Source organism: Nitrosospira multiformis, from assembly GCF_900110185.1.
GTDB classification, from domain to species: Bacteria; Pseudomonadota; Gammaproteobacteria; order Burkholderiales; family Nitrosomonadaceae; genus Nitrosospira; species Nitrosospira multiformis_A.
The window spans coordinates 146,427-167,615 of record NZ_FOCT01000004.1 but is presented as its reverse complement, the minus strand read 5'-3'; the positions used below and the strand labels follow the sequence as shown (position 1 = coordinate 167,615).

Genomic DNA, 21,189 nt, shown 5'->3' with positions numbered 1-21,189 from the left:
CTGCTCATCCATTCAAGACAAAAACCATGAGCTACTACCATCGGCATGTATTTTTCTGCGTGAACCAGCGTGAACCCGGAACCTTGTGCTGCAATAACTTTGGCGCCCAGGCGATGCGCGACTACGCCAAAGAGCGTGTAAAGGCACTCAAACTGGACACTAAAAACAAGAGGATAAGGATTAATAATGCAGGTTGCCTGGACCGTTGCAATGAAGGCCCTGTCATCGTCGTGTATCCCGAAGATGTCTGGTATACCTACGTGGATAAGGAGGATATCGATGAAATCATCGAAGAGCACCTGAAAAACGGCCGTGTGGTCGAGCGGTTACGGATCTGATCCCCGTGTATTGCTCCTTCGATTCACGACTTTATGTACATCCATTGACTGCGCATAATTCCCCAAACCTGTCCAGAAACCTGTTCATTGACGGCCCGGCGGGAAAGCTGGAAGCGGTTCTGGCGGAACCGGCTTCGCCTTCCCCGCGAGGGATTTCCGTCATCGCACACCCTCATCCGCTCTATGGCGGAACCATGAATAACAAGGTAGTGCATACCCTGTTCAAATCCTTCCTGGAGCTCGAGTTTATCACGGTCAAATTCAATTTCCGGGGTGTGGAGCAGAGCGAAGGCCCCCTCTATTCCGGCAACGATGGCTTGGGAGAAGTCGAGGATGTAGTGGCGGTGGCGGAAGCTGTAACAGCGGAATATGCCTCCCGTTTCGACTCTTCTCCGCCGTTGTGCCTGGCGGGATTTTCATTTGGCGGTGCAATCCAGGTTTTCGCTGCGCAACGGCTCAAGCCGCAACAGGTCGTCCTGGTTGCCCCAGCGGTGGAACGCTTGAGCGCCCCTCCTCTCTCCTTTCCGCAGGATACGCAGGATGTCCAATCTCTACCGCGCGTGCTGATCATTCACGGCGATCAGGATGACGTCGTTCCGCTTAAAACCGTTCTGGATTGGGCCGCCCCGCAGGAATTACCCATTGTCGTTGTACCCGGCGCAGAGCATTTCTTTCATCGGCGCCTGCATATCCTCAAACGCATCGTTCTCGATTCCTGCCGGCCTTAGAAAGGAAAGCCCTTGAATTACCCGTTGGACAAGAACGAATCGCACTACAGAAGCGGACCTCCCAGAGGAAGTAGCGAGGTCCAGATGCTTAGACGCGATTCCTTTTGCTGTCTAGCCAGACTGGACCCCACTTACAAATTCCAGAGCCCCTTGCACCGCTTAGATCAGGAGGCAGGTGGTCAATTAAATACAATTGAGCATCATTGAACGGAAGTTGTCAAAAAATCCCATTTCCTTAGATAGATTAGCGACATTTGCACCGGCGTCGAGAAACTTATCCTGGTCCCGATATTCACGGTTGTCATAAATAGTAAGATTGGCCCTGGGTCCCACCTTGACACTGCGAACCTTGTTCTCCCAATCGTAGCCAAACGGACCGATCAATCGAGGCAAATTGACGGGACCACTGAGAAACAAGCTGTCGCCTTGAAAATTCTTCTTGTCAAAAAATTTCACCCAACACCCTCTGTTTTCGAGTTCTGTTGAAACCTGGACTGGAACGAACGTCAATACGGGAACCTCGATAGTCATCTTGCTATCTTTGGCTCCAGGGTGTTTGCTCTCGACCTGTTCCGACTTTTTATTCACTATCTGCTTGTCAGAATGCTCCTGCGCGCTGAGCTCGGCTGAAACAGACAAGCCGAACACCAATGTAACTATGGTCAGTAAACTACGGGAGTTCTTCTTTACCAGAATATTCATGTTATCCTCCTTGAAAACAGAAATCTGAGAATTGCAATCAGATTCGATTAGCGAAGATAAAAATAAACCAGTAGACCCGGCGTTCCTCATAGAAAAGAAGGAACGATGCAAGTCATTCTACCGATTCTAGTGACAGCCCCCCACGTGTTCCGTTCGCTTTCACACATAACTGATCCATACCATCGAGGGGATGGGCAACAGGAGAAAGCAATGTGATTCGCCCCTCTATCAACTGCAGAACTTTTCTGTTGATCGGGTTATCCCACATGATAAGGGGGTGAAAGATAAGAAGTATGTATTACGACGCTGACGTCTCGATGTGTGACGTTACTGGATCCCACTAGCTGCGCTTCCAGGCAGCGCAGACCGGGCTATGATCTTCTTCGGGTGCCTTGCCATCATTCCCATTTTAATAGCGTAGTTTGCGAAATATTTATTCACAGGTTCTCTGGGAGGAAAAATTGGCGGATAAGGCAGAGTGAACCCGGATATCAGCCGGAAAGAGCAAATTGATCTTTCCCGAAAAAACGGTTTACACTGGTTGGAACATGTTCCCAGAAAATGACGAGTCGGAAATTCTCATGCAGCGTCTGCTTATCCTATCCGGCATACTCCTGTTATTAGCAGGATTATTGTGGCCCTGGTTATCGAAGCTGCCCTTTGGGCGTCTTCCCGGAGATATTGTCATTGAACGTGAAAATTTCAGACTCTACTTCCCGCTCACCACCGGGCTGCTGGTGTCGCTGGTTCTGTCGTTTCTGCTATGGTGGTGGACCCGAAAATAAATCAGGGGAGAAAATTGAGTTTATATGAATCGATGGTGTTCTGGTTTGTGAAGGAATTTGCCAAGGCTATTCTGGGCCTCGCCCTTGTGCTGGGAATAGTGGTTTTCCTGTGGTGGATCAACACAGAGGATTGAATCTGGCCGCTGCCGGGTGCTAGTGAGTTTCAAGTTTAGCTGGAAGCCGGTTGCAGCTTTTCCTTTTCTTCCGGTAAAGCTTTCCTGATCGCATCCTCTGCCAGGGTGGATTCCGGCCAGGATGGAGGCTTGTCAATGAGAGGTTTGAGAACCGGTACCAGTTTCTTCATCACCTGTGTGGAAAGTGCCGAGGTAAACGTATAGTTTGCTGCATCCACCCCCGGTACGAATGCAGTCATGGTCCCGAAAAAACGGTCGCCGATAAAGAAGACAAAAGTTGCAGAACGGTTCACCACACGCGATTCCTTGATGACTCCGGGTGAAGAAAACGTGATATGACGATGGTCACCCGTGCCGGTTTTCCCGCCAATCAGGATTTCCGAGCCATCCTCTTCCACCATTGCATGCGCCAGCCGCGAAGCCGTACCCACCGCTACCACCTTGGTCAGGACACTGCGCACCGTTGCCGCCAGTTCGGGAGAAAATACTCTTTCACCCTGGATGGGTTTCTTCTCGACGATCGTCTCGAAAGGCGTGTCGACTGCAAAGCGCAGGCGTTCGATCAGCAACGTGGGCACCCGGACGCCATCGTTGAGGATGACACCCATAAGCTCGGCAAGGGCTGCGGGGTGATCCGCGGAGCTTCCTATTGCCGTGGCGAGCGATGGCACGAGGGAGTCGAAAGGATACCCGAGGCGTTTCCAGCTGCGGTGAATTTCGAGAAACGCCTCGACCTCCAGAAGACCACGGATACGCACGTCCTGGGAGTTTTTATGGATGGTATTGAACAGCCAGTGATAGACGGCAATGCGCTCGCCGGCGCTCGCGTCGATTACTTCCTTATAGCCGGCTGCCGGATGCAGGATAAGGTAACGCGCCAGCCATAGTTCCAGAGGATGAACCGTGACAATGTGACCCTGATCCGCCAGCGAATATTTTCCTGGTGCATAAGCCTCGTACAGATCCTCTAATCTATAAGTATCCAGCTGCTTGAAGCGGGGTAAATGCGGCGTCATGAAGGCCACGAATTCGACGAGACTGGAGGCTGGGTAAATATAGCGGTAAGCTGCCGCGAGACGCCGGGGCGTGTGCCGGAAGCTGGAAAAGAATATGTCGCTCACCTCGCGCGGATCAACGGCCTTGTCTTTGTACTTCAGGTAAAAACGGTTGATGAACACCCTGCCTTCCTTGTCGGCAAAGCGCCGAAGATATTCCGCCCGATCGGAATTACTCGCATCCCTGAGTATTTTGGCGGACGACCCTCCCACCTGGAACATGTAGTAGCGCACGATATCCCGCATCAACCGGATATAAACGAGATTGACCGAGTTGGTCGTGGCCTCACGCACGCTCATGATCCTGTAGTTGTCTTCGGGCTTGAAATTATGGAAGACATGCTGGCCTCCGCCGGTAAAGAAGCGCTCATAGGGGCTGGCGGAATACTTGCGCTCCATGGCCGCGTTCAGCATGGATTTCAGGCTCTTGTCCCTGCTATGCAAAAGGTAGTCGATTGCCCAGCGGCTGAGCGCATCGCTCGGATCGACCTCTTCCGCGCGTAACACCTTCGGTTCCCAGGTTGCATATTTTCCATGCAACACCTCGACAATTTCGAGATAGCTCACGAGTGTTCTCAACTTGGCTGTGGAACCCAGATCCAACTTGGTCCCCTTGTTGATATCGAGAGGCTGGTCGAAATTGTCAGCGAGAATACGGAATTTGGCCCCGTCAGGAGTCAATTCTGAAAGCGTGAAGCTATAGATGACTTTGGATGGATCTTCTTTCCCCAACAGACGATGGCCATGCAGTCCCGCCGCTACCGCATTTATCGGGTCCCTCAACTGGCGCAGCATTTCGGTGGTTTTTTTCTGCAGCTCGATATCGAGCGTGCTCTGCACGGACAGATCCAGCCGGTCCAGCTCATACAGCCCCTGTAACCCGAGCTGTGACGCAAGGCGTACTCGAGCCGCGTTGACCGCCTTCTGGGCGGAAAAATCCTTGATCTCCTCCAGCTTGAAGGCATCCCGAAACCGCAGAGGTTGCCCAAGGGCAGCATCCCTGAGCCTGGGCGGAATCACTTTCACCTGGGTGAGCACGCGCAAATAGGCATTGGTGAGTTCGCCCAGCTCCTGGCGGCCGGCCAGCAGATAATAGGAAGGCCTCCGCTGCGCGATCATGAGGCTCAGTACGTGCTTGTAGCGCGTTGCGGCTTCGACAAATTCGGCTTCGTTCCGGTATTGCCAGTTCAGGATGCGGTTGGTTTCGTCGAAATCGAGCCCATACCAGGCCCAGAGAGCATCACCGATTCCATTCGTTTCTCCGAACCCGAGAGCGCCCGCAAGCGGAACGGTATTAAGATAGTCCACCATGATCTGTTTGCGGACCGCCAGCGTGTTGTCCCCCTGGAGATACGCACGCACGGAGGCGGAAGCAATCTGCCGGAACTTGTCCCCGCCGGTAAGCGTCAGCCCGTTGGGAGAATGACGGTATTTCTCGATCTGGGTTGCAAGCGTACTGCCGCCGGGAACGTCATGGTCGGAATTGAAAACCTGAATCCCTTTGTCCAGGATTGCCCTGCCGAGCCGGGTCCAGTCTACGGCAGGATTTTTTTTCGGCTGGGTCTCATCCAGCAATTCGCGGTTTTCAATAAACAGAAGACTGCTCGTGATCACCGACGGAACGGATTCGAATTTGTCATACATTCGTCTCGGAAACGACACGCGGTATAGCGATTGTCCGTTGCTTCCGGTTATTTCGAGGCCCGCCTGGGATTTTTCGCGATACGGCACGAATACGCCCCGCCGGACCAGATCCTTCATCTGCCTGGAAGCATGCGCCTGCGCCTGCACCTCGAAACCATGTTTTTTCAGGTTCTGAAGCAACCCGGGCAGGCGGCTATAGCCCAGACGAATATCATACGGTCCGGTCTGGGAAAGAGCGAGTTGCGTGAAGTCTTCATCCGGACCGCTTCTTATCTCCCACTTCAGATCACCGGCCAGCTTCGACAGACGCCATGCCTGATACCAGGATGTTTCTATTTCCCGATAGGCAAGAAAGACTGTAGCTGAAAGCACAGCAAAAAGCAGGATCAATACGCGGGGAGTGAAAAACCTGAGCGCACGCCGCACAGTAGGAATCAGCAAGGGTAAAAATACAACATTACTGTTTTATGGATATCAACCAAACCATGAAATGCAGCATTTTCCTCGACTTATTCTCTTTTTTGAATTCGTGTCGAATCTCTGATCAAAAGGATTGTTAAATTTTTTCGCTGCTTATTTCGTTTCCGGAGGCAAACCTGCCTCCGGCATTATGAACATGATAAATAAGCGGATATCGAACTGCAATGTTTAAGACAGTCAGCAGCAAGGCTGATTCCGCAAAGCCGATATATACCGGAAATAGTCCGTCGAGACGATGAAACCTTCCGCGCCAAACCTGGCGCGAGTGCCGTAATATGACATGCGACAATTTGTCACATGCGGCAATATGCCACATTCCTAATTCCCACGATTTGCTTTACATTCCACCTCAGCAGCTATACAGGGTTTGCCAACATTCTCCTGGCCGCAAGTGACAAGCTCCTCCCGGTTTTTTCCCGGCACGAGGCTTCACTTCGGGCTTCACGTCGATATGCATTCCGCCTTCGAGCAAATGACTTCGTCATTTACAGCATTGATGGTTGCTTTGGCCCTATTGCTTGGGCCTGCTTGCAGCAATTCACAGGAATTCGATGAAAACAAGAAAAATGATAAGAAGAAAAAACACAGCATCCGCACTATCTGCGGTCTTGACGATAATCTGCCCCGGTTTTGCCATGGCGCATGAAACTGAACTCACTCCGATTGTGGTAACCGCCAATCCGATCATAGATCGCGTTCGTATCGACGGTTTTTCCAGCACATCGGCAGTCGTCACCGAAAGCCAATTGCACGACCAGAATGCATTCGATCTGGCTGCCGCGTTGCGGCGCACGCCTGGCGTCCAGATATCGCGCTACAACACTGTGGGCGCCTTTGGCGGAGATCAGGGCGGGGCGGTTTATATCCGCGGGATGGGCGTCAGCCGGCCCGGCAGCGAAATCAAAACCCACATCGATGGCATCCCATTTTACATGGGGGTCTGGAACCATCCCCTGCTCGATCTTCTGCCAGTCAACGGCATGCAGGCAATCACAGTATATAAAAGCCCGCAACCACAAATCAACGGGAACAACTTTGCCTCAATCAATCTGGAAACCAAGCGCGCCACTGAAGACGGCCTGCATGCCAGCGGCAGGATATCCGGAGGCTACTTCAGCACCTTCATAGAGCAGGCGGATCTGGTGGGCCGTTATGGAAACGTGGATTTCATGCTGGCGCAAGGCCATGCCCAATCGAATGGACATCGGCCTAATGCGAACGGCGAGCTGAACAATGTAATGGGACGCATCGGGGTGCGCCTGAACGCCAATTGGTCAATGGGCACGAGCTTCCTCTTCGTGGACAATCAGGCGCGCGATCCCGGAGACAACCATCTCCCGCTTCCCGCTGTAGCGCCTCGGTACAACACCCAGGCGGGAATGGTGACTGCCTTCGTATCGCATTGGCATGATACGTGGGGTGGCGACCTGCGTTTTTATTACAACAAGGGGGAAGGCAACTGGCTGCGTCAAGCAGGGCTGGATGGCGATACGCTCACCAATTTTGAAATGATCGGCATGCGCTGGAAAGAAGAATTCTCCTTATGGAAGGGAGGCGCGATTGTCGCCGGTCTCGACAGCGACTGGATTTCGGGCGATGTGCGATTCAACCGGTTGCTGCCGGCTCCACGAGACAGCTTCGATACGCCGACTTTCCGTGTTACATCGCCTTATGTGGCATTAAGCCAGAAGATCGATCTCAATGAAAACTGGTCGCTGGTGCCGTCGGTCGGGATACGTGTCTACGATCACAGCATGTTCCGCACAAGAACCTCCCCCCATGCGGGCCTCTCCCTGATTTCCGAAAAGCTGACCCTCTTCGCATGCGACCCCCGATAATCATGCTCATCACGCCCAGCCCAATCACGAACCGACAAATCACGAACCGGCAAAGCACGCCCATTCCTCTCACCCACATCCCAATACTGGTCTCAGCACAGCCTGGCCCCTGCTCCCTGAAAGAATCGTAAAGGCGATAGTGGATGAAGCCCATGCGAACAAACGCAAGGTAACGGCCCATATCGCCGAAGTAAAAGGCGCGGAGATTGCCATCAACGCAGGAGTCGATGAATGGGCGCATGTTCCCTGTGACATCATCCCCGAGCCTCTGTTAAAAAAAGCCGTGTCGCAGGACGTCAAAATAGTGACGACGCTCGATACCCTGTCGAAATGTTCCGGTGTTGCGCACAATGTCCGGATCTGGCGGGAACAGGGTGGCGAACTGCTGTACGGCGCTGAAATCGCACATCCGGATGTTCCCAGGGGAATCGACGCCCAAGAGCTTATGTACATGATGCAAATGGGAAATATGGAAACGCTGGAGGTCCTGCGCACAGCCACGTCGAAAGCGGGGGAACACCTCGGTTTGCCCCTTCTCGGCACCCTCCTGCCCGGCGCGCCGACGTGATCGCCATCAAGGGGGATCCCACCGATAACCTGAAAAATCTGGAATACCCGGATCTGGTTATTTCGGGTGGAGGAATTGTTTTGAATAATTTTCCAACCGTTTTCCAGCCAAGGGCAGTGGTAGGTGACAGGCAACAGAACAGGTAACAGATCGCTCCGCTCGATGATCAGGAATTGTGGAATGAAGCCTCAAAGTGCGATATCACTTTGGACCGTATAGCGCGCTATAATCTCCACCCAGCGGTATAAAAACAATTCCTCTCTAATCAGGAGCAAAAATGAAGAAGATAACTTTAATATTGACGTTTGTCGCACTGGCAGGCTTGATGGGTTGTTCGAGAACAGATCCTTACACCCCGCCCTCAGATGCCACGGGAGAAGATATATTTAGCACAAACTGCACAAAATGCCACAAACCCGAAGCTGGCGCCGCAATGATATTGAGCGAGAAGATGGCCAATAAGGATGCCATCATTCAGAAGGTCCAGAAGGGAAGCATGGGTATGACGGCTTTCCCCAATATTCAGGGCGAACCGGCGCAACGTCTCGCAGAATACGTTCTGGCGAACAGCAAGACGAAATAACGGCCGAATAATGGCTGCATCGGCGTTCTGACGGGAAATGACGTCAGGATATGAGACCGCAGCCGCCTCGCCTGTCGATCTGGGGGTACGCGAAGGGAGGCTCAAGCCTCCCTCAACAACCCCAACAGCGTGTCCAGCCAGATGCGCTCTACCCCGATCACCCTCAGCGGGCTTATGCCGAAATCGCTCCGCTGCCCCTGAAAGGGGACGCCGAGAGCACGCTGAATCGCCTTGCCCGCATCATCGAAACTCTGGACGGAGGAAAAGGAGTGCGGAGAGAGCCTGGGTACACTTATGCGCAATTCACCATATGAATCCTGAAATATGTGGATGACGTCGAGTTCTGGCTTGATCCGGAAGTGAAGGTGATTCAGGTGCGCTCGGCTTCCCGTCTCGGAAAATCCGATCTCGGCGTGAACCGGAAACACATCGAATCCATCCGGGAAAAGCTTTTGAACTCCTGAAAACGCCTTGCATATCCCATCCTGCTGGCATGATCCGCACCCATAGTCGTTCCGCACGCCATCAGTGGCTGTTTCGTCGTAGCGAATCCGTCTCCATGACTCCTCGGATGCCTTATCGTCTTGTCCGTGTTGCCTACGCCATTGTTATCCTGGCGTCGCTGGTCGTTGGCATTCTCTGGCTGGTATTGCGCGGAAGCCTGCCGCAATACGAAGGAACAGTGCAAACGGACGCCCTGTCTGCATCTGTGGCTGTCGAACGCGACACCCTCGGTACCGCTACGCTGCATGCGCAAAACCGGCATGACCTGGCTTGGGCGCTGGGTTATGTTCATGCGCAGGAGCGCTTCTTTCAAATGGACCTAATGCGCCGGCAGCCTGCAGGCGAGCTGGCTGAGTTGTTCGGATCACGCGTCTTGCCCGCCGATCGGGAAGCACGCAAGCATCGGATGCGGGCACGTGCGTCCTCGATGCTGAAAGAGTTGCCGGTTGAACAGCGTGAACTGCTCGACGCGTATCGCAATGGGGTAAATGAAGGTCTCGATGCGCTGACGACAAACTCCTTTCCCTATCTTCTGCTGGGCCTGAAGCCTCTGGCATGGCGCAGCGAAGACAGCTTGCTGGTCATCGGGGCGATGTATTTCACGTTGAAAGAAGCAAGCGACGTGCGCGAACTTGCCTTCTCTACCCTGCGGGATGCGCTTCCCCCAGCTGCCTTCCGGTTTCTTAGCGCCATGGGTGGCAAATGGGATGCCCCGTTACTGGGTACTCCCCTTGCCTGGCCGGATATCCCGTCTGCGAGCGAACTCGATCTCCGCAAGCTCGACCCCGGTCTTATGCCTCCCGTGGATACGCATAGCCCAGACGAATACATCGACGACGTGCTTGGGAGCAATAGCTTCGCCGTGGCTGGCTCCTTGGCTGGAGGCGCAGCGCTGGTGGCCAACGATATGCACCTGGAACTGCGCGTCCCCAATATCTGGTTTCGTACACGCTTCATATATCCCCACCCGCAACGACCGGGGGAAACAAGCGACATCACAGGCGCCAGCCTGCCGGGTACACCGGCAATCACGGTCGGTTCCAACCGGCACATTGCGTGGAGTTTTACAAACAGCTATGGTGACCTGATCGATTGGGTGCGGATAATGCGCGATCCGGATGATCCTCTGCGCTACCGGACTCTGGATGGATGGAAGCGCATCGAGGTGCATCGCGAAGTGCTGCGTGTACGTGGATCGGCAGATGAAATACTGGAGGTCCAGGAAACAGAATGGGGACCCATTGCGGCAACCGATCATGACGGAACGCCCCTCGCATTTGCTTGGACTGCGCATCAACCGGGCTCGGTGGATATCAAGCTTACCGATCTGGAACAGGCGGAAAGCGTGGATCAGGCGATCGTCATCGTACGGAACGCGGGTATTCCCGCGCAGAACTTTATCGTTGGTGACCGGACCGGCAGAACCGCATGGACCATTGCCGGAAGGCTTCCAGCACGGGGCAAGGAATATAATCCGCGGCTCCCGGCAGACTGGAGTGCACCCGGTACCGGCTGGAACGGATGGCTGGATCCCGCGCTCTATCCAACCATTATCGATCCTACCGACCAACGTCTGTGGACTGCAAACGCGCGCACCGTGGACGGCCTGATGCTGGAGAGGCTTGGGGATGGCGGCTTTGATCTCGGCGCACGGGCAAAGCAGATCCGCGACACCCTTTATCAACATGATTATTTTACGCCTGCCACCATGCTGGCTATCCAACTGGACGACCGGGCGCTGTTCCTCGCGCGCTGGCGGCAGCTTCTCGAGCAGACTCTGGAAAGAACCGAAGCAGCGCCCTGGCGCACCGAAATGCAACAGGCGCTCAAGGACTGGGATGGACATGCATCCACGGAATCGGCAGCCTACCGGGTAGTGCGCGCATTTCGGCAGGAAGTTGTCAATGCCGTTCTCCGTGGATTTGAAGCAGTCGTGCGGGAGAAATATCCGGAGTTCGAACTGCCGCCGTTGAATCAGGCGGAACATGCGGTCTGGAAATTGATAGAGGGACGTCCCCCGCACCTTCTACTCCCTGTGCATGCCGACTGGGATGATCTCCTCGGCAAGTGCGCGCACCGGGTAGCCGAGCGTTTCCGGCGCCAACCCGGCGGTATTGCCGCAAGAACCTGGGGCGAACGCAATACGGCCCGCATCCGACATCCTTTCAGCCAGGCTTTACCACTATTTATTGGAAAGTGGCTGGATATGCCCAGGGATGAACTTGCCGGAGACAGTAAAATGCCACGCGTGCAGGGTCCGGCATTTGGGGCGTCGAACCGGTTTGCTGTCGCCCCGGGCGATGAAGAGAATGGATATTTCGAGATGCCCGGCGGCCAGAGCGGGCATCCCCTGTCACCTTATTACGGCAGCGGACACGAAGACTGGGTGACAGGCAGGTTCACCCCCTTCCTTCCCGGCCCATCCGAGCAAACGTTGCATCTGCTACCCGCCGGCAAAAATCCTTCCTGAACCTCCTTGCCCTGGAATCAAACCCGCGAATTGTCAGGCTATTGCCTGCGGGAAGCGTCCGGTCTCCTGTCGAGACTATCATGGCGACTCAACCCCGGCTCTATGGCCTGAACGCCTTCCTCATATTGAGTATAAATGTAAATAGGCAGGTCCAGGTCCCCGAGATGGCGCTCGATCAAGGGCTCCACCACCTTCCAATCCAGGCCGCCCGCGCCGGTAGCAAGGCGGGGCAGCGCGACATGGGAAAACCTCTTGCTCTCCAGCAGACTGCGAAGTTCGCGCAACGACAGTTCTAAAACTTCCTTTCTGGCCGGAGGCGGCTTGCCCCCGGTGCTAGGCGACGCTTCATTCGTCAGCAGGCTGATCACTCGTTTGCTCATCGCACCCGACCAGACCCACACGTCACCCGCTTTGGGGTGCATGGTATGGCAGAAGTGGTGGAAATCCTTGACCAGGGCGGGCTACCGCTGGCGCAAACTCAAAGCCAGTCCCTCCCTGAAACGATCATGAGGGGCAACGGCATGGGCAATGACCTGAGCATGGCTCAGCAGGATATCGCCCCTTACTTCGTGAATCATGCGCCTTCCCTCCGCGATCGATGACAATGAATAGGACACCCCATGATTCAGTATAGCAAGTTGTGCTGTTTTGGCTTGCCCTGTGATTCTTTTGTAACTCCTTATACCTTCAACAGATTTCTACCCCGGCAGGTTTTGAGGATACCTGTTTTAAAACGGAACCTGGCAATAACGATAGATTCGAATTCGTCACCAATTTCAAATTTCAAATCGGGTTGACAGCGAACTTTGCCTTTTCTATACATAAATTGGCCTTCGCATTATTCCCGTTATTGACTCTATTGATTCCAACTCTAACCGGTCCCGAGGAGCTGACATGATCAAACCCTTTTCTGCCCTGCTTGCTTTGGTCTTCGCCACTGGTCTTGGGGCACCGGCGGCTTTTGCACAGTTGCAAACCCGAATCGTTGCAAGCGGCCTTGATCGCCCTTTGTTCGCAACATCGCCAGCAGGAGACTCACGCCTGTTCATTGTCGAACAGGGCGGGCTGATTAAAATCCTCCAGAATGGGACTGTGCAGCCAACACCATTTCTCGATCTGTCAGACTCGGTCAATACCGAGGGCGAGCGCGGCCTGCTGGGCATGGCATTCGATCCAAACTTTGCCAGCAACCGTCGATTTTATGTCGATTACATAGATAAGACCTCACTCAATACCGTGGTTGCAACGTATCAGGTAAGTGCGACGCAGCCAAACGTGGCAGATATCACCAGCCGGCAAACAGTACTCACTGTGCAGCAACCTGAGTTCAGCAATCACAAGGCTGGGTGGCTCGGCTTCAGGCCCGGCGAGTCGGGGAATCTTTACATAGCCACAGGAGACGGCGGCTTCCGCGATGATCCTGGTAATCGCGCGCAAAACCTGTCCAGCAATCTTGGCAAAATTTTGCGGGTCGATGTTTCATCTGATCGCCTGCCCAATGATCCCACGCAGTATGGCTATGCAATACCGGATGGAAATGTCGCAGGCGGCAATCCGGAGATCAATCCGGAGATATATGCGTATGGATTGCGCAACCCGTTTCGTGACAGTTTTGACAGGGAAAACGGCACTTTCTACATCGGTGACGTCGGGCAGAACGCACGCGAGGAGATCGATATAGGCGCTGCCGGAGCGAACTATGGGTGGCGCAAGTTTGAGGGGACGTTGGAAAATTTTCCCAACGATCCACAGATTTCCAACCACACGCCCCCTATCTTTGAATATAACCATACCGCGGATGGCGCCTCAGTCATTGGGGGCTATGTCTACCGCGGCTCAGAAATCCCCGGCCTGGAAGGCACCTACTTCTTTGCGGACTTCGTGAACGACAAGGTGATGTCCTTCCGCTTCACCGGCTCAGGCATTACCGACCTCACCGACCGCACTGCCGAACTGTTGTCCCCAACCGGCATTTCGGGGAATATCACCTCATTCGGCGAGGACGCTTCCGGCAATCTTTATCTGGTAAGCCTCAATGGGCAGGTCGGGCAAATCGCTCTTATACCCGAACCTGCAAGCTACGCAATGATGCTGGGTGGGATGGGTTTGATCGGGGTGTGGGCGAGGAGAAAAAGAAAGCTAGAGAGCGGCACTTACGCAAATTTGCCGGATAGGCGCATGCACTACCGGTGAATTTTTAATTCGATTTTCGCTCGATAGCCCTAGTCCTGAGCCTGTCGAAGGGGCAGGCAGTGCTCAGAACAAAATTGTCGAAGAGCAGTCCAGCTAATGATCCTGCCTGCTTCTTCTCGGGTTCCGCTTCGCTCAACCCTATTTACTCATCATGCCCATGCCATGCATCAACAAGCTCTCCGATCTGGACATCAGCTACCATAGGATGCGCAGATAACCAGTTTTTTACCCGCTCTCTATGCTCTTCAGTAGCACTTCCTCGTTTGCCTAATGTTACAAAACCTCCACTATTTCTCCCGATACCACCCCCAAACACCAAGCCGTTGTTCTCAATGGCTTCCACGAGAAATTGATCAAAAAAATCGTCCAGTTTCTCGCTATCAAGATTTTCAGGCAATGAAAATGAAATCTCGAAGCCAAATTCCTGAAATTCATCCAGATGGAGTTTTTTTCTGAGGCGTCTGCTTCTATTTTTGGACATGTTTAAAAGTGTGTCAACGGTTCTCAATAATCTACCATACTCCTGCGATATTCCCTTCTATTTGATCTATGAAGGAGAACTCTTACCTTAACACGTCATCTTGACCCTCTAGTAGGAGAGCAGGTAATGTTCTGCCCTTTGCATTAACGGATTCGGAATTTCCATCCTTGACTACCCCTTCCACCAAACACGAACTGCTGCACGATATCCTCAAGCAGGTTTCCCGTTCGTTTTATCTCACGCTCAATGTGCTGCCAATTGGTGTCCGTGACCAGATGGGATTGGCGTATCTGTTTGCCCGTGCTGCCGATACCATTGCGGATACGGATCTGATCGACCGGGCAGAGCGTCTGAAATACCTGAACCAGTTCCGTGAGCAATTCATGACTGCCAGGGTTGATCGGGAAGCGGTTCAGGAGATTCAGAGCGCGCTGGTTCTCCACCAGAAAAACTCGGGAGAAAGCATTCTTCTGCAGCGGCTGGAGGATTGTTTCAGGCTGTACGAGGAGTATTCGCCCGATGACCGGCAGCGCATGCAGTGGGTTATAAAGGTGCTCACCGAAGGGATGGAAATGGACTTGAACCGCTTCCCCGGTCAATCAAGTGACCACTTAGCGGCGCTATCCACCCTGGACGACCTGGACCGGTACACTTATTATGTCGCAGGTTGTGTCGGGGATTTCTGGACCAGGATGATTTGTGCTCACCGGCCGACGATGGGACGATGGGATGTGGAGGAGATGGCAGCCATCGGGGTAAGGTTCGGGAAAGGGCTGCAACTCACCAACATTCTGAAGGATATCGGCCGGGACCTGCATAATGGGCGCTGTTATATTCCTGAATCGCTTCTCGATGAGGTAGGCCTGAAGCCCGCGGACCTGTTGAATGACAACAGCCTGCCAAAATTCAAACCGGTTCTCGACCGCCTCATCAGGATGGCCGTCGAGCACCTGGATCAAGGCTGGATTTATACCATGGCGATTCCTGTCTCGGAAATTCGTCAACGGCTGGCCTGCATCTGGCCTATCCTGCTGGCCGGGGAAACCCTACGGCGTGTCGCGGTGGCGCCTGATCTGCTCGACCCCGCCGTCAATGTCAAAGCGCCCCGAAGCGAGGTATACCGGATAATGACACTGACAACCCTGACCTGCGCCAACGGCTTTGTTGCAACCAGTTACTGGAACCGAGTCCGGGAACAGGTTGTCTCAGCCGTAGAGCAATCACCGCAGAGCCGGCTGGCGTAATATGCAAATACAAATATTAACTATCGCTGCCGCGCTTCATCCTTGAAGTCAGAAAAATCGAAAACATTTCCGTGCCAGATACTCCCGACAATCTTTCTTTCCTGCCGCAGCAATGAACCAGTCTCCCGATAAAAGCGCGGTGGCCGCAACCGCGCGGCCAGCCATGGGTTTCCTCGCTACTGCCGGCAGTTGGCTGGACGAGAATATTTTCGCGCTGGGCCGCGAAATGCGGTTGTCCTATCTGCCTCCGCTCATGGTGTACGTAGCCGCCGGCATTTCCGGCCTGACGGGCATCGTCGGCACATTTTACGTCAAGGAGCGGTTAGGGCTTTCGGCCGAATTTCTTGCGGCGCTCGGGTTCTGGATGATGCTGCCATGGGCGTTGAAGATGCCGCTGGGGCACCTCGTCGACCTCGTGTGGCGGTGGAAGAGCCTGCTGGTGTATCTGGGCGCGGGCTTGATCACGTTGAGCCTGCTCATCATGATCGGGTTGCTTGGACACCTGGAGGAGATGCGCGCCATTGCTACCGTGGAGGCGTGGTACGTTACCGCGGCATTGCTCGCGCCCATTGGCTACGTCCTTCAGGATGTGGTGGCGGATGCGATGACGGTTGAAGCGGTGCCCCGAGTCGACAAGGACGGAAACCCGTTAACGCTCGAAAGCCGCAAATCCATGCATGTCACGATGCAGACGCTGGGGCGGGTCGCGATCATCAGCGGGGGAATTCTGGTCTCGCTGGTGAATGTTTATGTGTTGCAAGGCGTGGGTGAGTTACCCGAGGCGGGCAAGGCCGCGGCATACCTGTTCGTCTATGAGCTTGCCCTGATCATCCCGCTGGTTTCCGTTACCGGTGTCCTGTTCGCCTCATGGTTGCGGCGGCGAGATATTACGCGTCTTATGGCCCAGGGACATAGCCGGATGGAATCCGAAGCGCTGCTTGGGGTTAACCCCGATCCTCCTCCAGTGAACTGGTGGATACTTGGCGGTGGATTGGCTTTCACGGCAATCTCCCTGAGTGTAGGCCTGAGCCAGATACCGGGGGGAGAGGAAATCATCTTCCTGGTTTCCATGGCCATCGTCTTATTCCTGATGTGGCGGCTGACGGGGGAACTGGAGCCCGAGGCACGCAATGTACTGGTGGGCACGGCAATCCTGATATTCGTGTTCCGCGCCATACCCGGACCAGGGGCTGGTTCAACCTGGTGGATGATCGATCACCTTGGCTTTGATCAGCAGTTTCTGGCGACATTATCCTTGATCGGCGCGACCTTGACTCTGGCGGGAATGTTCATCTTTCGGCGATTCATGGCTGAACGTTCGATTGCCTATATTATCGGTTGGCTTACCATCGTCGGTACCTTCTTGTCCCTGCCCATAATCGGGATGTATTACGGTTTGCACGAATGGACGGCGTCCTTGACGAACGGCGTGGTGGATGCGCGCTTTATCGCGGTGATCGATACGGCGCTGGAATCCCCCCTGGGGCAGATTGCAATGATCCCGATGCTGGCGTGGATTGCCAACTCCGCGCCGGAGGCGCTCAAGGCCACCTTCTTCGCGGTGATGGCCTCGTTCACCAACCTTGCCCTGTCTGCGTCGCAGCTTGGGACAAAGTACATGAACCAGATTTTCATGGTAACGCGCGAAGTGACGGACCCCGATACCGGGAAGATTACTGTTCCTGCTGACTACAGCGAACTTGGTCCACTGCTGGTTTCAGTGACCGTAATTGGCCTTGTACTGCCACTACTGGCTATCTTCCTGCTCAGATATTCGCGCTTCCGCAATGCGTGAGGTGTTGGAATGAAAAGGATAACAAATCTGGCTCTGCGGACAATATTCTGATTGTCCACAGAGGTCAGCCTGCTGGTTATCCAGAATATTTTCAAAGCGTGCTTGCTTTCCTCGGAAGCATCATTTATGGAGTGGAGAAAAAATGCGTTCCATGCGACAAGAAGGCCGGATAAACTGGCTTGTCCTTATGCTGATCGTTTTTGCCGCATCAATGGCTTACTGGCTGTGGCGCGCTCATGTTCAGGTTTCTTACGAAATCGACCTCGCCTGCCGCCTTCCGGATGCCAGCGCCTGCTCCACGGCCAAAGCCCGCTACATGGATAGCTTCTATGCCTCCTGGTTTTCGCAGATGTTCCCTTGGATTCTTCCGTTTGTTCCGGCCTTTATTTATGTTTTCTTTTTTCGGTGGCTGCGCAGGAACAAACAGGCTTCTGGCGATTAAAAATCCCCTTATCTTTTATTCTGCTGTTCTTTTGTGACCCAAAGTGAAGGAATCTCGTCCTTCGACAGGCTCAGGGTGAACGGAGGTAAGGGACCTAAGGTGAACAGGTGTAAAGAAACCAACTGAGCGGTGGAGAGGCCAAAGCCCCCCTCTCCCCATCCCTCTCCCACATGTGGGAGAGGGAGCTATAGAGTGAACGGAAAATCTAATCGGCCCGAAGCGCTTCAATGGGATTCAACCGTGCCGCTCGCATGGCGGGAATAACACCGGCGGCAAGACCGACCAGCACAGAAATTCCGAGTGCGCTGGCAGTGTAATTCCATGGGATCTGCACGGGCAGGCCGATTGCCAGGGATTTCAGCAACCATGCTATTCCCACGCCTGTAGCCAGTCCCCCTGAGCCGCCCAACGTGGCGAGCACTGTGGATTCCGTCAGAAACAGAATGCGGACACGGGCACGAGTCGCCCCCAGGGCAGTGAGCAAGCCGATTTCGGCAACGCGTTCAGTCACAGCAATATGCATGAGCGTGACCATGCCGACAGCACCTACCAGCAAGGAAATGCCTCCCAGGGCGGCAACCGCGAAAATCAATACATCCAGAACGGTATTCAACGTATTCAGCATTTGCTGCTGGGGCGTGATGGTGAAATCTTCCCGCCCATGCCTTGAAACGAGGATGCGGCGTATATCCTCCACTACAGCTTCCAGTGGCGCGCTTGGCTGGTAGGCAATGTTGATTTCCATTACACCCTCGCGGTTGAAAATTTCCAGTGCCCGGCTCGTGGGAAGAAAGACCGTATCGTCCAGATCGAATCCCAGCACCTGCCCCTTCGATTCCATGACGCCTATCACGCGAAAGCGCGATAGGCCGACTTGCAGCGTAGCACCCAGGGGATTGGCACTGCCGAACAATTCCGTGCGCACTTTGGAACCCAGCACCGCATAGGCGCGAGGATTGCGAGGATCATCCTCCGGCAGAAACCGTCCGCTTGCGACCTTCATGTTGAATGTATGGGCGAAATCCGGGCTTTCACCATAGACCGTGACCCGCCGACTCCGTCCACGCGCCCGTATTTCCGCATTGCCCATTACGCCTGCGTTGACGTGCTGAACATACCGGGAGTTCTTCAACGACAGCGCATCCTCGATCGTCAGGAGCCGGGCGCTCCCGATCGCACCCAGCGATCTGCCGTGAGTCCTGATTTTTCCCGGCGTGACCGTAATGATATTGGTGCCGAACTGGGTGAACTCCGAAATCACGAACTGGTGAATTCCTTCCCCAATGGAAGTCAGGAGAATAACCGCCGCAATCCCGATGCCGATTCCGGTTGCGGACAACAAGGTGCGCAGGCGATGTGCGGTGAGCGAGCGCAGGGCGAAACGCAGCGTATCGATAACACTCATGCCGCTCCTTTCATACCCTTTTTATATCCATTTCCTCATTTCCGCTTATTTTCCACTCAGTGCGCGCACAGGGTCGAGCCTGGCGGCACGCGCTGCCGGTAAAAGGCTGGCTAGCAGACCTGTTACAAAGGCCACTCCCACCCCGGCAATATTGGCCCATAGGGGCGGCCACGCAGGAAGCTGCGGATAAGCCAGGCGGATCAGCAAACTACCAAATTGTCCCAATGCGAATCCTGCTATCCCGCCCGCCAATGACAGCCACAACGCCTCGGCAAGAAACAAACGGTGGATCTCAGAGGAAGGCGCGCCGAGGGCTTTCAACAAACCGACTTCAGAGGTGCGTTGACTGACCGACACCAGCATGACATTCATTACCAATATGCCGGCTACCGCGAGGCTGATGGCGGCGATTCCCGCTACACCGAGCGTCAGCGCCCGCAGAATGCGGTCAAAAGTGGCAAGTACAGCATCGTGTGTAATTACCGTAATGTCCTCTTCCCCATCATGTCGCTGCTTTAAAATGTTCCGAATTGCTTCTTTGGCGGGCAAAAGGTCGCTGCGGCTTCTGGTTTCGACCAGAATACGAAAAAGGGACGAGGTGTTGAACAGGGCTTGGGCATAATCGATAGGAATGATGACGATTTCATCGGTATTGAAACCCATCGTTTCGCCTTGCGGCGCAAGCACGCCGGAAACGAGAAAGCGCCGGTCACCCAGCCTTACCCGTTGACCAATGGGGCTGTTTTGGGGGAAGAATTCCTGTGCGAGCTGGGCGCCCAGAACGATTTGCGCGCTGCGCTCGCTTCCTTTTTCCCGCGCAAGAAAACTGCCCTGCGCGAGATTCATGTGCCTTATCGGCAGTATATCCGCTGTGCTTCCCAGCACCGTCACTTCACGCAGGCGTCCGGCGGAGGCAAGTTCGGCAACACCGACGTTGAGTGGCGCATACCGCCTGATCTGCGGCAGGTGGACAAGCGATCGCGCATCTTCCAGTGTCAGGTCGCGTGGAGTCTGCCCCAACGCTGCGCCAGGGAAGCCGCCGGAAGTTTCGGCCCGACCGGGTAAGACGATGATGAGATTGGTTCCGACGGATGAAAACTGGCGAACCACATATCCACGAGCCCCATCCCCCAGGGCGGTCAGTACGACCACTGCTGCCACCCCCAATGACATTGCCAGAATGATGAGCAACGAACGGGTGCGGTAGCTGGCAACGGTTCTGATGGAGAGACTCAACGTATCGCGAAGCTTCACGTCAAATCTTCATTCCTGCCACACCTCACGCCATTTCCATGGCGGCTTTGAATAGGGATCGGCCCACAACCCACGCTTTGCAGCCTTCGCATCGTCCTGAAGGGGCTGGAGGTCATTGTCTTTTACATAGTGATCATAAACCCAGGCCATGCCGCGCCGTACCTGCTCGGCCCCGGCATCAACCTCACCACAGAGGACTTGGGCAAACATGCGGCCATATTGGTCTTTTCCTTTCGGAATAACCGTAACCTGCTGCCAGAAACAGAGATCGGAGAGAGATTCCCTGGAAAGCTTGCCAAAAGGCTGATTCGCTTCAGGCGCATCGATACCCGCAAGGCGTGCCCTTACCCATTCCTTGTTTATTACAAGGGTAAGAGTGTCTCCATCCGCAACATGAATTACCTGACCGGTGAGGTCAGCATAAGCCACGCAAGGAAGAAAACTGAAAAACCCGATTGCCAGAGCAGCCAAAATATGCGGCATTGCAGGCGCCTCGATCCATCTCCCCGAAAGAACCGAACCTGTGAATGCGCAACTGACAGGACA

General features: G+C 54.3%; 21 protein-coding genes. 14 read left to right on the top strand and 7 right to left on the bottom strand.

Annotated elements, in window-relative coordinates:
* The first annotated feature begins 26 nt into the window (after positions 1 to 26).
* Together BMY01_RS06355 and BMY01_RS06350 are read left to right on the top strand one after the other, a co-directional pair.
* Positions 27 to 338, top strand: a complete 312-nt coding sequence (locus tag BMY01_RS06355) for a (2Fe-2S) ferredoxin domain-containing protein (RefSeq protein ID WP_074745398.1) — start codon at positions 27 to 29, stop codon at positions 336 to 338.
* 44 nt (positions 339 to 382) lie between these two features.
* Complete coding sequence (locus BMY01_RS06350; protein ID WP_074745591.1) at positions 383 to 1,066, top strand: alpha/beta hydrolase; 684 nt, start codon at positions 383 to 385, stop codon at positions 1,064 to 1,066.
* Positions 1,067 to 1,249: 183 nt separating this feature from the next.
* On the opposite strand, the gene BMY01_RS06345 is transcribed toward BMY01_RS06350, so the two are convergent.
* The gene (locus tag BMY01_RS06345) at positions 1,250 to 1,768 is read right to left on the bottom strand and encodes a beta/gamma crystallin domain-containing protein (RefSeq protein WP_074745396.1); all 519 of its coding nucleotides are present in this window, start codon (positions 1,766 to 1,768) and stop codon (positions 1,250 to 1,252) included.
* A 581-nt stretch (positions 1,769 to 2,349) separates the two neighbouring features.
* On the opposite strand from BMY01_RS06345, the gene BMY01_RS06340 reads away from it, so the two are divergent.
* Positions 2,350 to 2,553, top strand: coding sequence for a DUF2905 domain-containing protein (locus BMY01_RS06340; RefSeq protein ID WP_074707991.1), 204 nt, complete (start codon positions 2,350 to 2,352; stop codon positions 2,551 to 2,553).
* Between the two features lie 169 nt (positions 2,554 to 2,722).
* On the opposite strand, the gene BMY01_RS06335 is transcribed toward BMY01_RS06340, so the two are convergent.
* The gene (locus BMY01_RS06335) at positions 2,723 to 5,827 is read right to left on the bottom strand and encodes a transglycosylase domain-containing protein (protein ID WP_074745394.1); all 3,105 of its coding nucleotides are present in this window, start codon (positions 5,825 to 5,827) and stop codon (positions 2,723 to 2,725) included.
* Between the two features lie 590 nt (positions 5,828 to 6,417).
* Between BMY01_RS06335 and BMY01_RS06325 the strand changes: the two genes are divergently transcribed.
* The 6 genes from BMY01_RS06325 to BMY01_RS06300 all read left to right on the top strand — a co-directional run bounded on the left by BMY01_RS06325 (position 6,418) and on the right by BMY01_RS06300 (position 11,829).
* Positions 6,418 to 7,704, top strand: a complete 1,287-nt coding sequence (locus tag BMY01_RS06325) for a TonB-dependent receptor (RefSeq protein ID WP_254772633.1) — start codon at positions 6,418 to 6,420, stop codon at positions 7,702 to 7,704.
* Between the two features lie 139 nt (positions 7,705 to 7,843).
* Complete coding sequence (locus BMY01_RS18290) at positions 7,844 to 8,272, top strand: amidohydrolase family protein (RefSeq protein ID WP_254772632.1); 429 nt, start codon at positions 7,844 to 7,846, stop codon at positions 8,270 to 8,272.
* A gap of 277 nt (positions 8,273 to 8,549) precedes the next feature.
* Positions 8,550 to 8,855, top strand: coding sequence for a c-type cytochrome (locus BMY01_RS06315; protein ID WP_074707687.1), 306 nt, complete (start codon positions 8,550 to 8,552; stop codon positions 8,853 to 8,855).
* 50 nt (positions 8,856 to 8,905) lie between these two features.
* Entirely contained in the window at positions 8,906 to 9,169 is a 264-nt protein-coding gene (locus tag BMY01_RS18040; RefSeq protein ID WP_074745390.1) for a DUF1499 domain-containing protein, read from the top strand.
* A 12-nt stretch (positions 9,170 to 9,181) separates the two neighbouring features.
* Positions 9,182 to 9,319, top strand: a complete 138-nt coding sequence (locus BMY01_RS18035) for a DUF1499 domain-containing protein (RefSeq protein ID WP_217638622.1) — start codon at positions 9,182 to 9,184, stop codon at positions 9,317 to 9,319.
* Positions 9,320 to 9,414: 95 nt separating this feature from the next.
* On the top strand, positions 9,415 to 11,829 hold the full coding sequence (locus BMY01_RS06300; protein ID WP_081353802.1) for a penicillin acylase family protein: 2,415 nt from the start codon (positions 9,415 to 9,417) through the stop codon (positions 11,827 to 11,829).
* 38 nt (positions 11,830 to 11,867) lie between these two features.
* On the opposite strand, the gene BMY01_RS06295 is transcribed toward BMY01_RS06300, so the two are convergent.
* The gene (locus tag BMY01_RS06295) at positions 11,868 to 12,251 is read right to left on the bottom strand and encodes a macro domain-containing protein (RefSeq protein WP_254772631.1); all 384 of its coding nucleotides are present in this window, start codon (positions 12,249 to 12,251) and stop codon (positions 11,868 to 11,870) included.
* Between the two features lie 3 nt (positions 12,252 to 12,254).
* Here BMY01_RS06295 and BMY01_RS18285 point away from each other — a divergent pair, with 3 nt between their 5' ends.
* Both BMY01_RS18285 and BMY01_RS06290 read left to right on the top strand, forming a co-directional pair.
* Positions 12,255 to 12,431 carry a hypothetical protein gene (locus tag BMY01_RS18285; protein ID WP_254772630.1) on the top strand — a complete coding sequence of 59 codons (177 nt, stop codon included), beginning with the start codon at positions 12,255 to 12,257 and terminating at the stop codon, positions 12,429 to 12,431.
* Positions 12,432 to 12,723: 292 nt separating this feature from the next.
* Positions 12,724 to 14,022, top strand: coding sequence for a PQQ-dependent sugar dehydrogenase (locus tag BMY01_RS06290; protein WP_074745388.1), 1,299 nt, complete (start codon positions 12,724 to 12,726; stop codon positions 14,020 to 14,022).
* A 142-nt stretch (positions 14,023 to 14,164) separates the two neighbouring features.
* Here the strand turns inward: BMY01_RS06290 and BMY01_RS06285 are convergent, their stop codons facing one another.
* Entirely contained in the window at positions 14,165 to 14,530 is a 366-nt protein-coding gene (locus BMY01_RS06285) for a YggL 50S ribosome-binding family protein (RefSeq protein ID WP_254772629.1), read from the bottom strand.
* Between the two features lie 140 nt (positions 14,531 to 14,670).
* Here BMY01_RS06285 and BMY01_RS06280 point away from each other — a divergent pair, with 140 nt between their 5' ends.
* From BMY01_RS06280 to BMY01_RS06270, 3 genes are all read left to right on the top strand, one after another.
* A complete protein-coding gene (locus BMY01_RS06280) occupies positions 14,671 to 15,747 on the top strand; it encodes a phytoene/squalene synthase family protein (RefSeq protein WP_074745384.1) in 1,077 nt (358 codons plus the stop codon).
* A 163-nt stretch (positions 15,748 to 15,910) separates the two neighbouring features.
* A complete protein-coding gene (locus BMY01_RS06275; RefSeq protein WP_074745587.1) occupies positions 15,911 to 17,542 on the top strand; it encodes an MFS transporter in 1,632 nt (543 codons plus the stop codon).
* Positions 17,543 to 17,729: 187 nt separating this feature from the next.
* A complete protein-coding gene (locus tag BMY01_RS06270; protein WP_254772628.1) occupies positions 17,730 to 17,984 on the top strand; it encodes a hypothetical protein in 255 nt (84 codons plus the stop codon).
* 205 nt (positions 17,985 to 18,189) lie between these two features.
* Here BMY01_RS06270 and BMY01_RS06265 read toward each other — a convergent pair whose 3' ends face one another.
* Genes BMY01_RS06265 through BMY01_RS06255 form a run of 3 tightly spaced genes read right to left on the bottom strand, consistent with a single transcriptional unit; the run spans position 18,190 to position 21,126 of the window.
* Entirely contained in the window at positions 18,190 to 19,389 is a 1,200-nt protein-coding gene (locus BMY01_RS06265; protein ID WP_074745380.1) for an ABC transporter permease, read from the bottom strand.
* Between the two features lie 45 nt (positions 19,390 to 19,434).
* On the bottom strand, positions 19,435 to 20,643 hold the full coding sequence (locus BMY01_RS06260; RefSeq protein WP_074745378.1) for an ABC transporter permease: 1,209 nt from the start codon (positions 20,641 to 20,643) through the stop codon (positions 19,435 to 19,437).
* Positions 20,644 to 20,652: 9 nt separating this feature from the next.
* Positions 20,653 to 21,126 (bottom strand): thermonuclease family protein, encoded by a 474-nt coding sequence (locus BMY01_RS06255; RefSeq protein ID WP_074745376.1) that lies wholly within the window; start codon positions 21,124 to 21,126, stop codon positions 20,653 to 20,655.
* Positions 21,127 to 21,189: the final 63 nt, after the last annotated feature.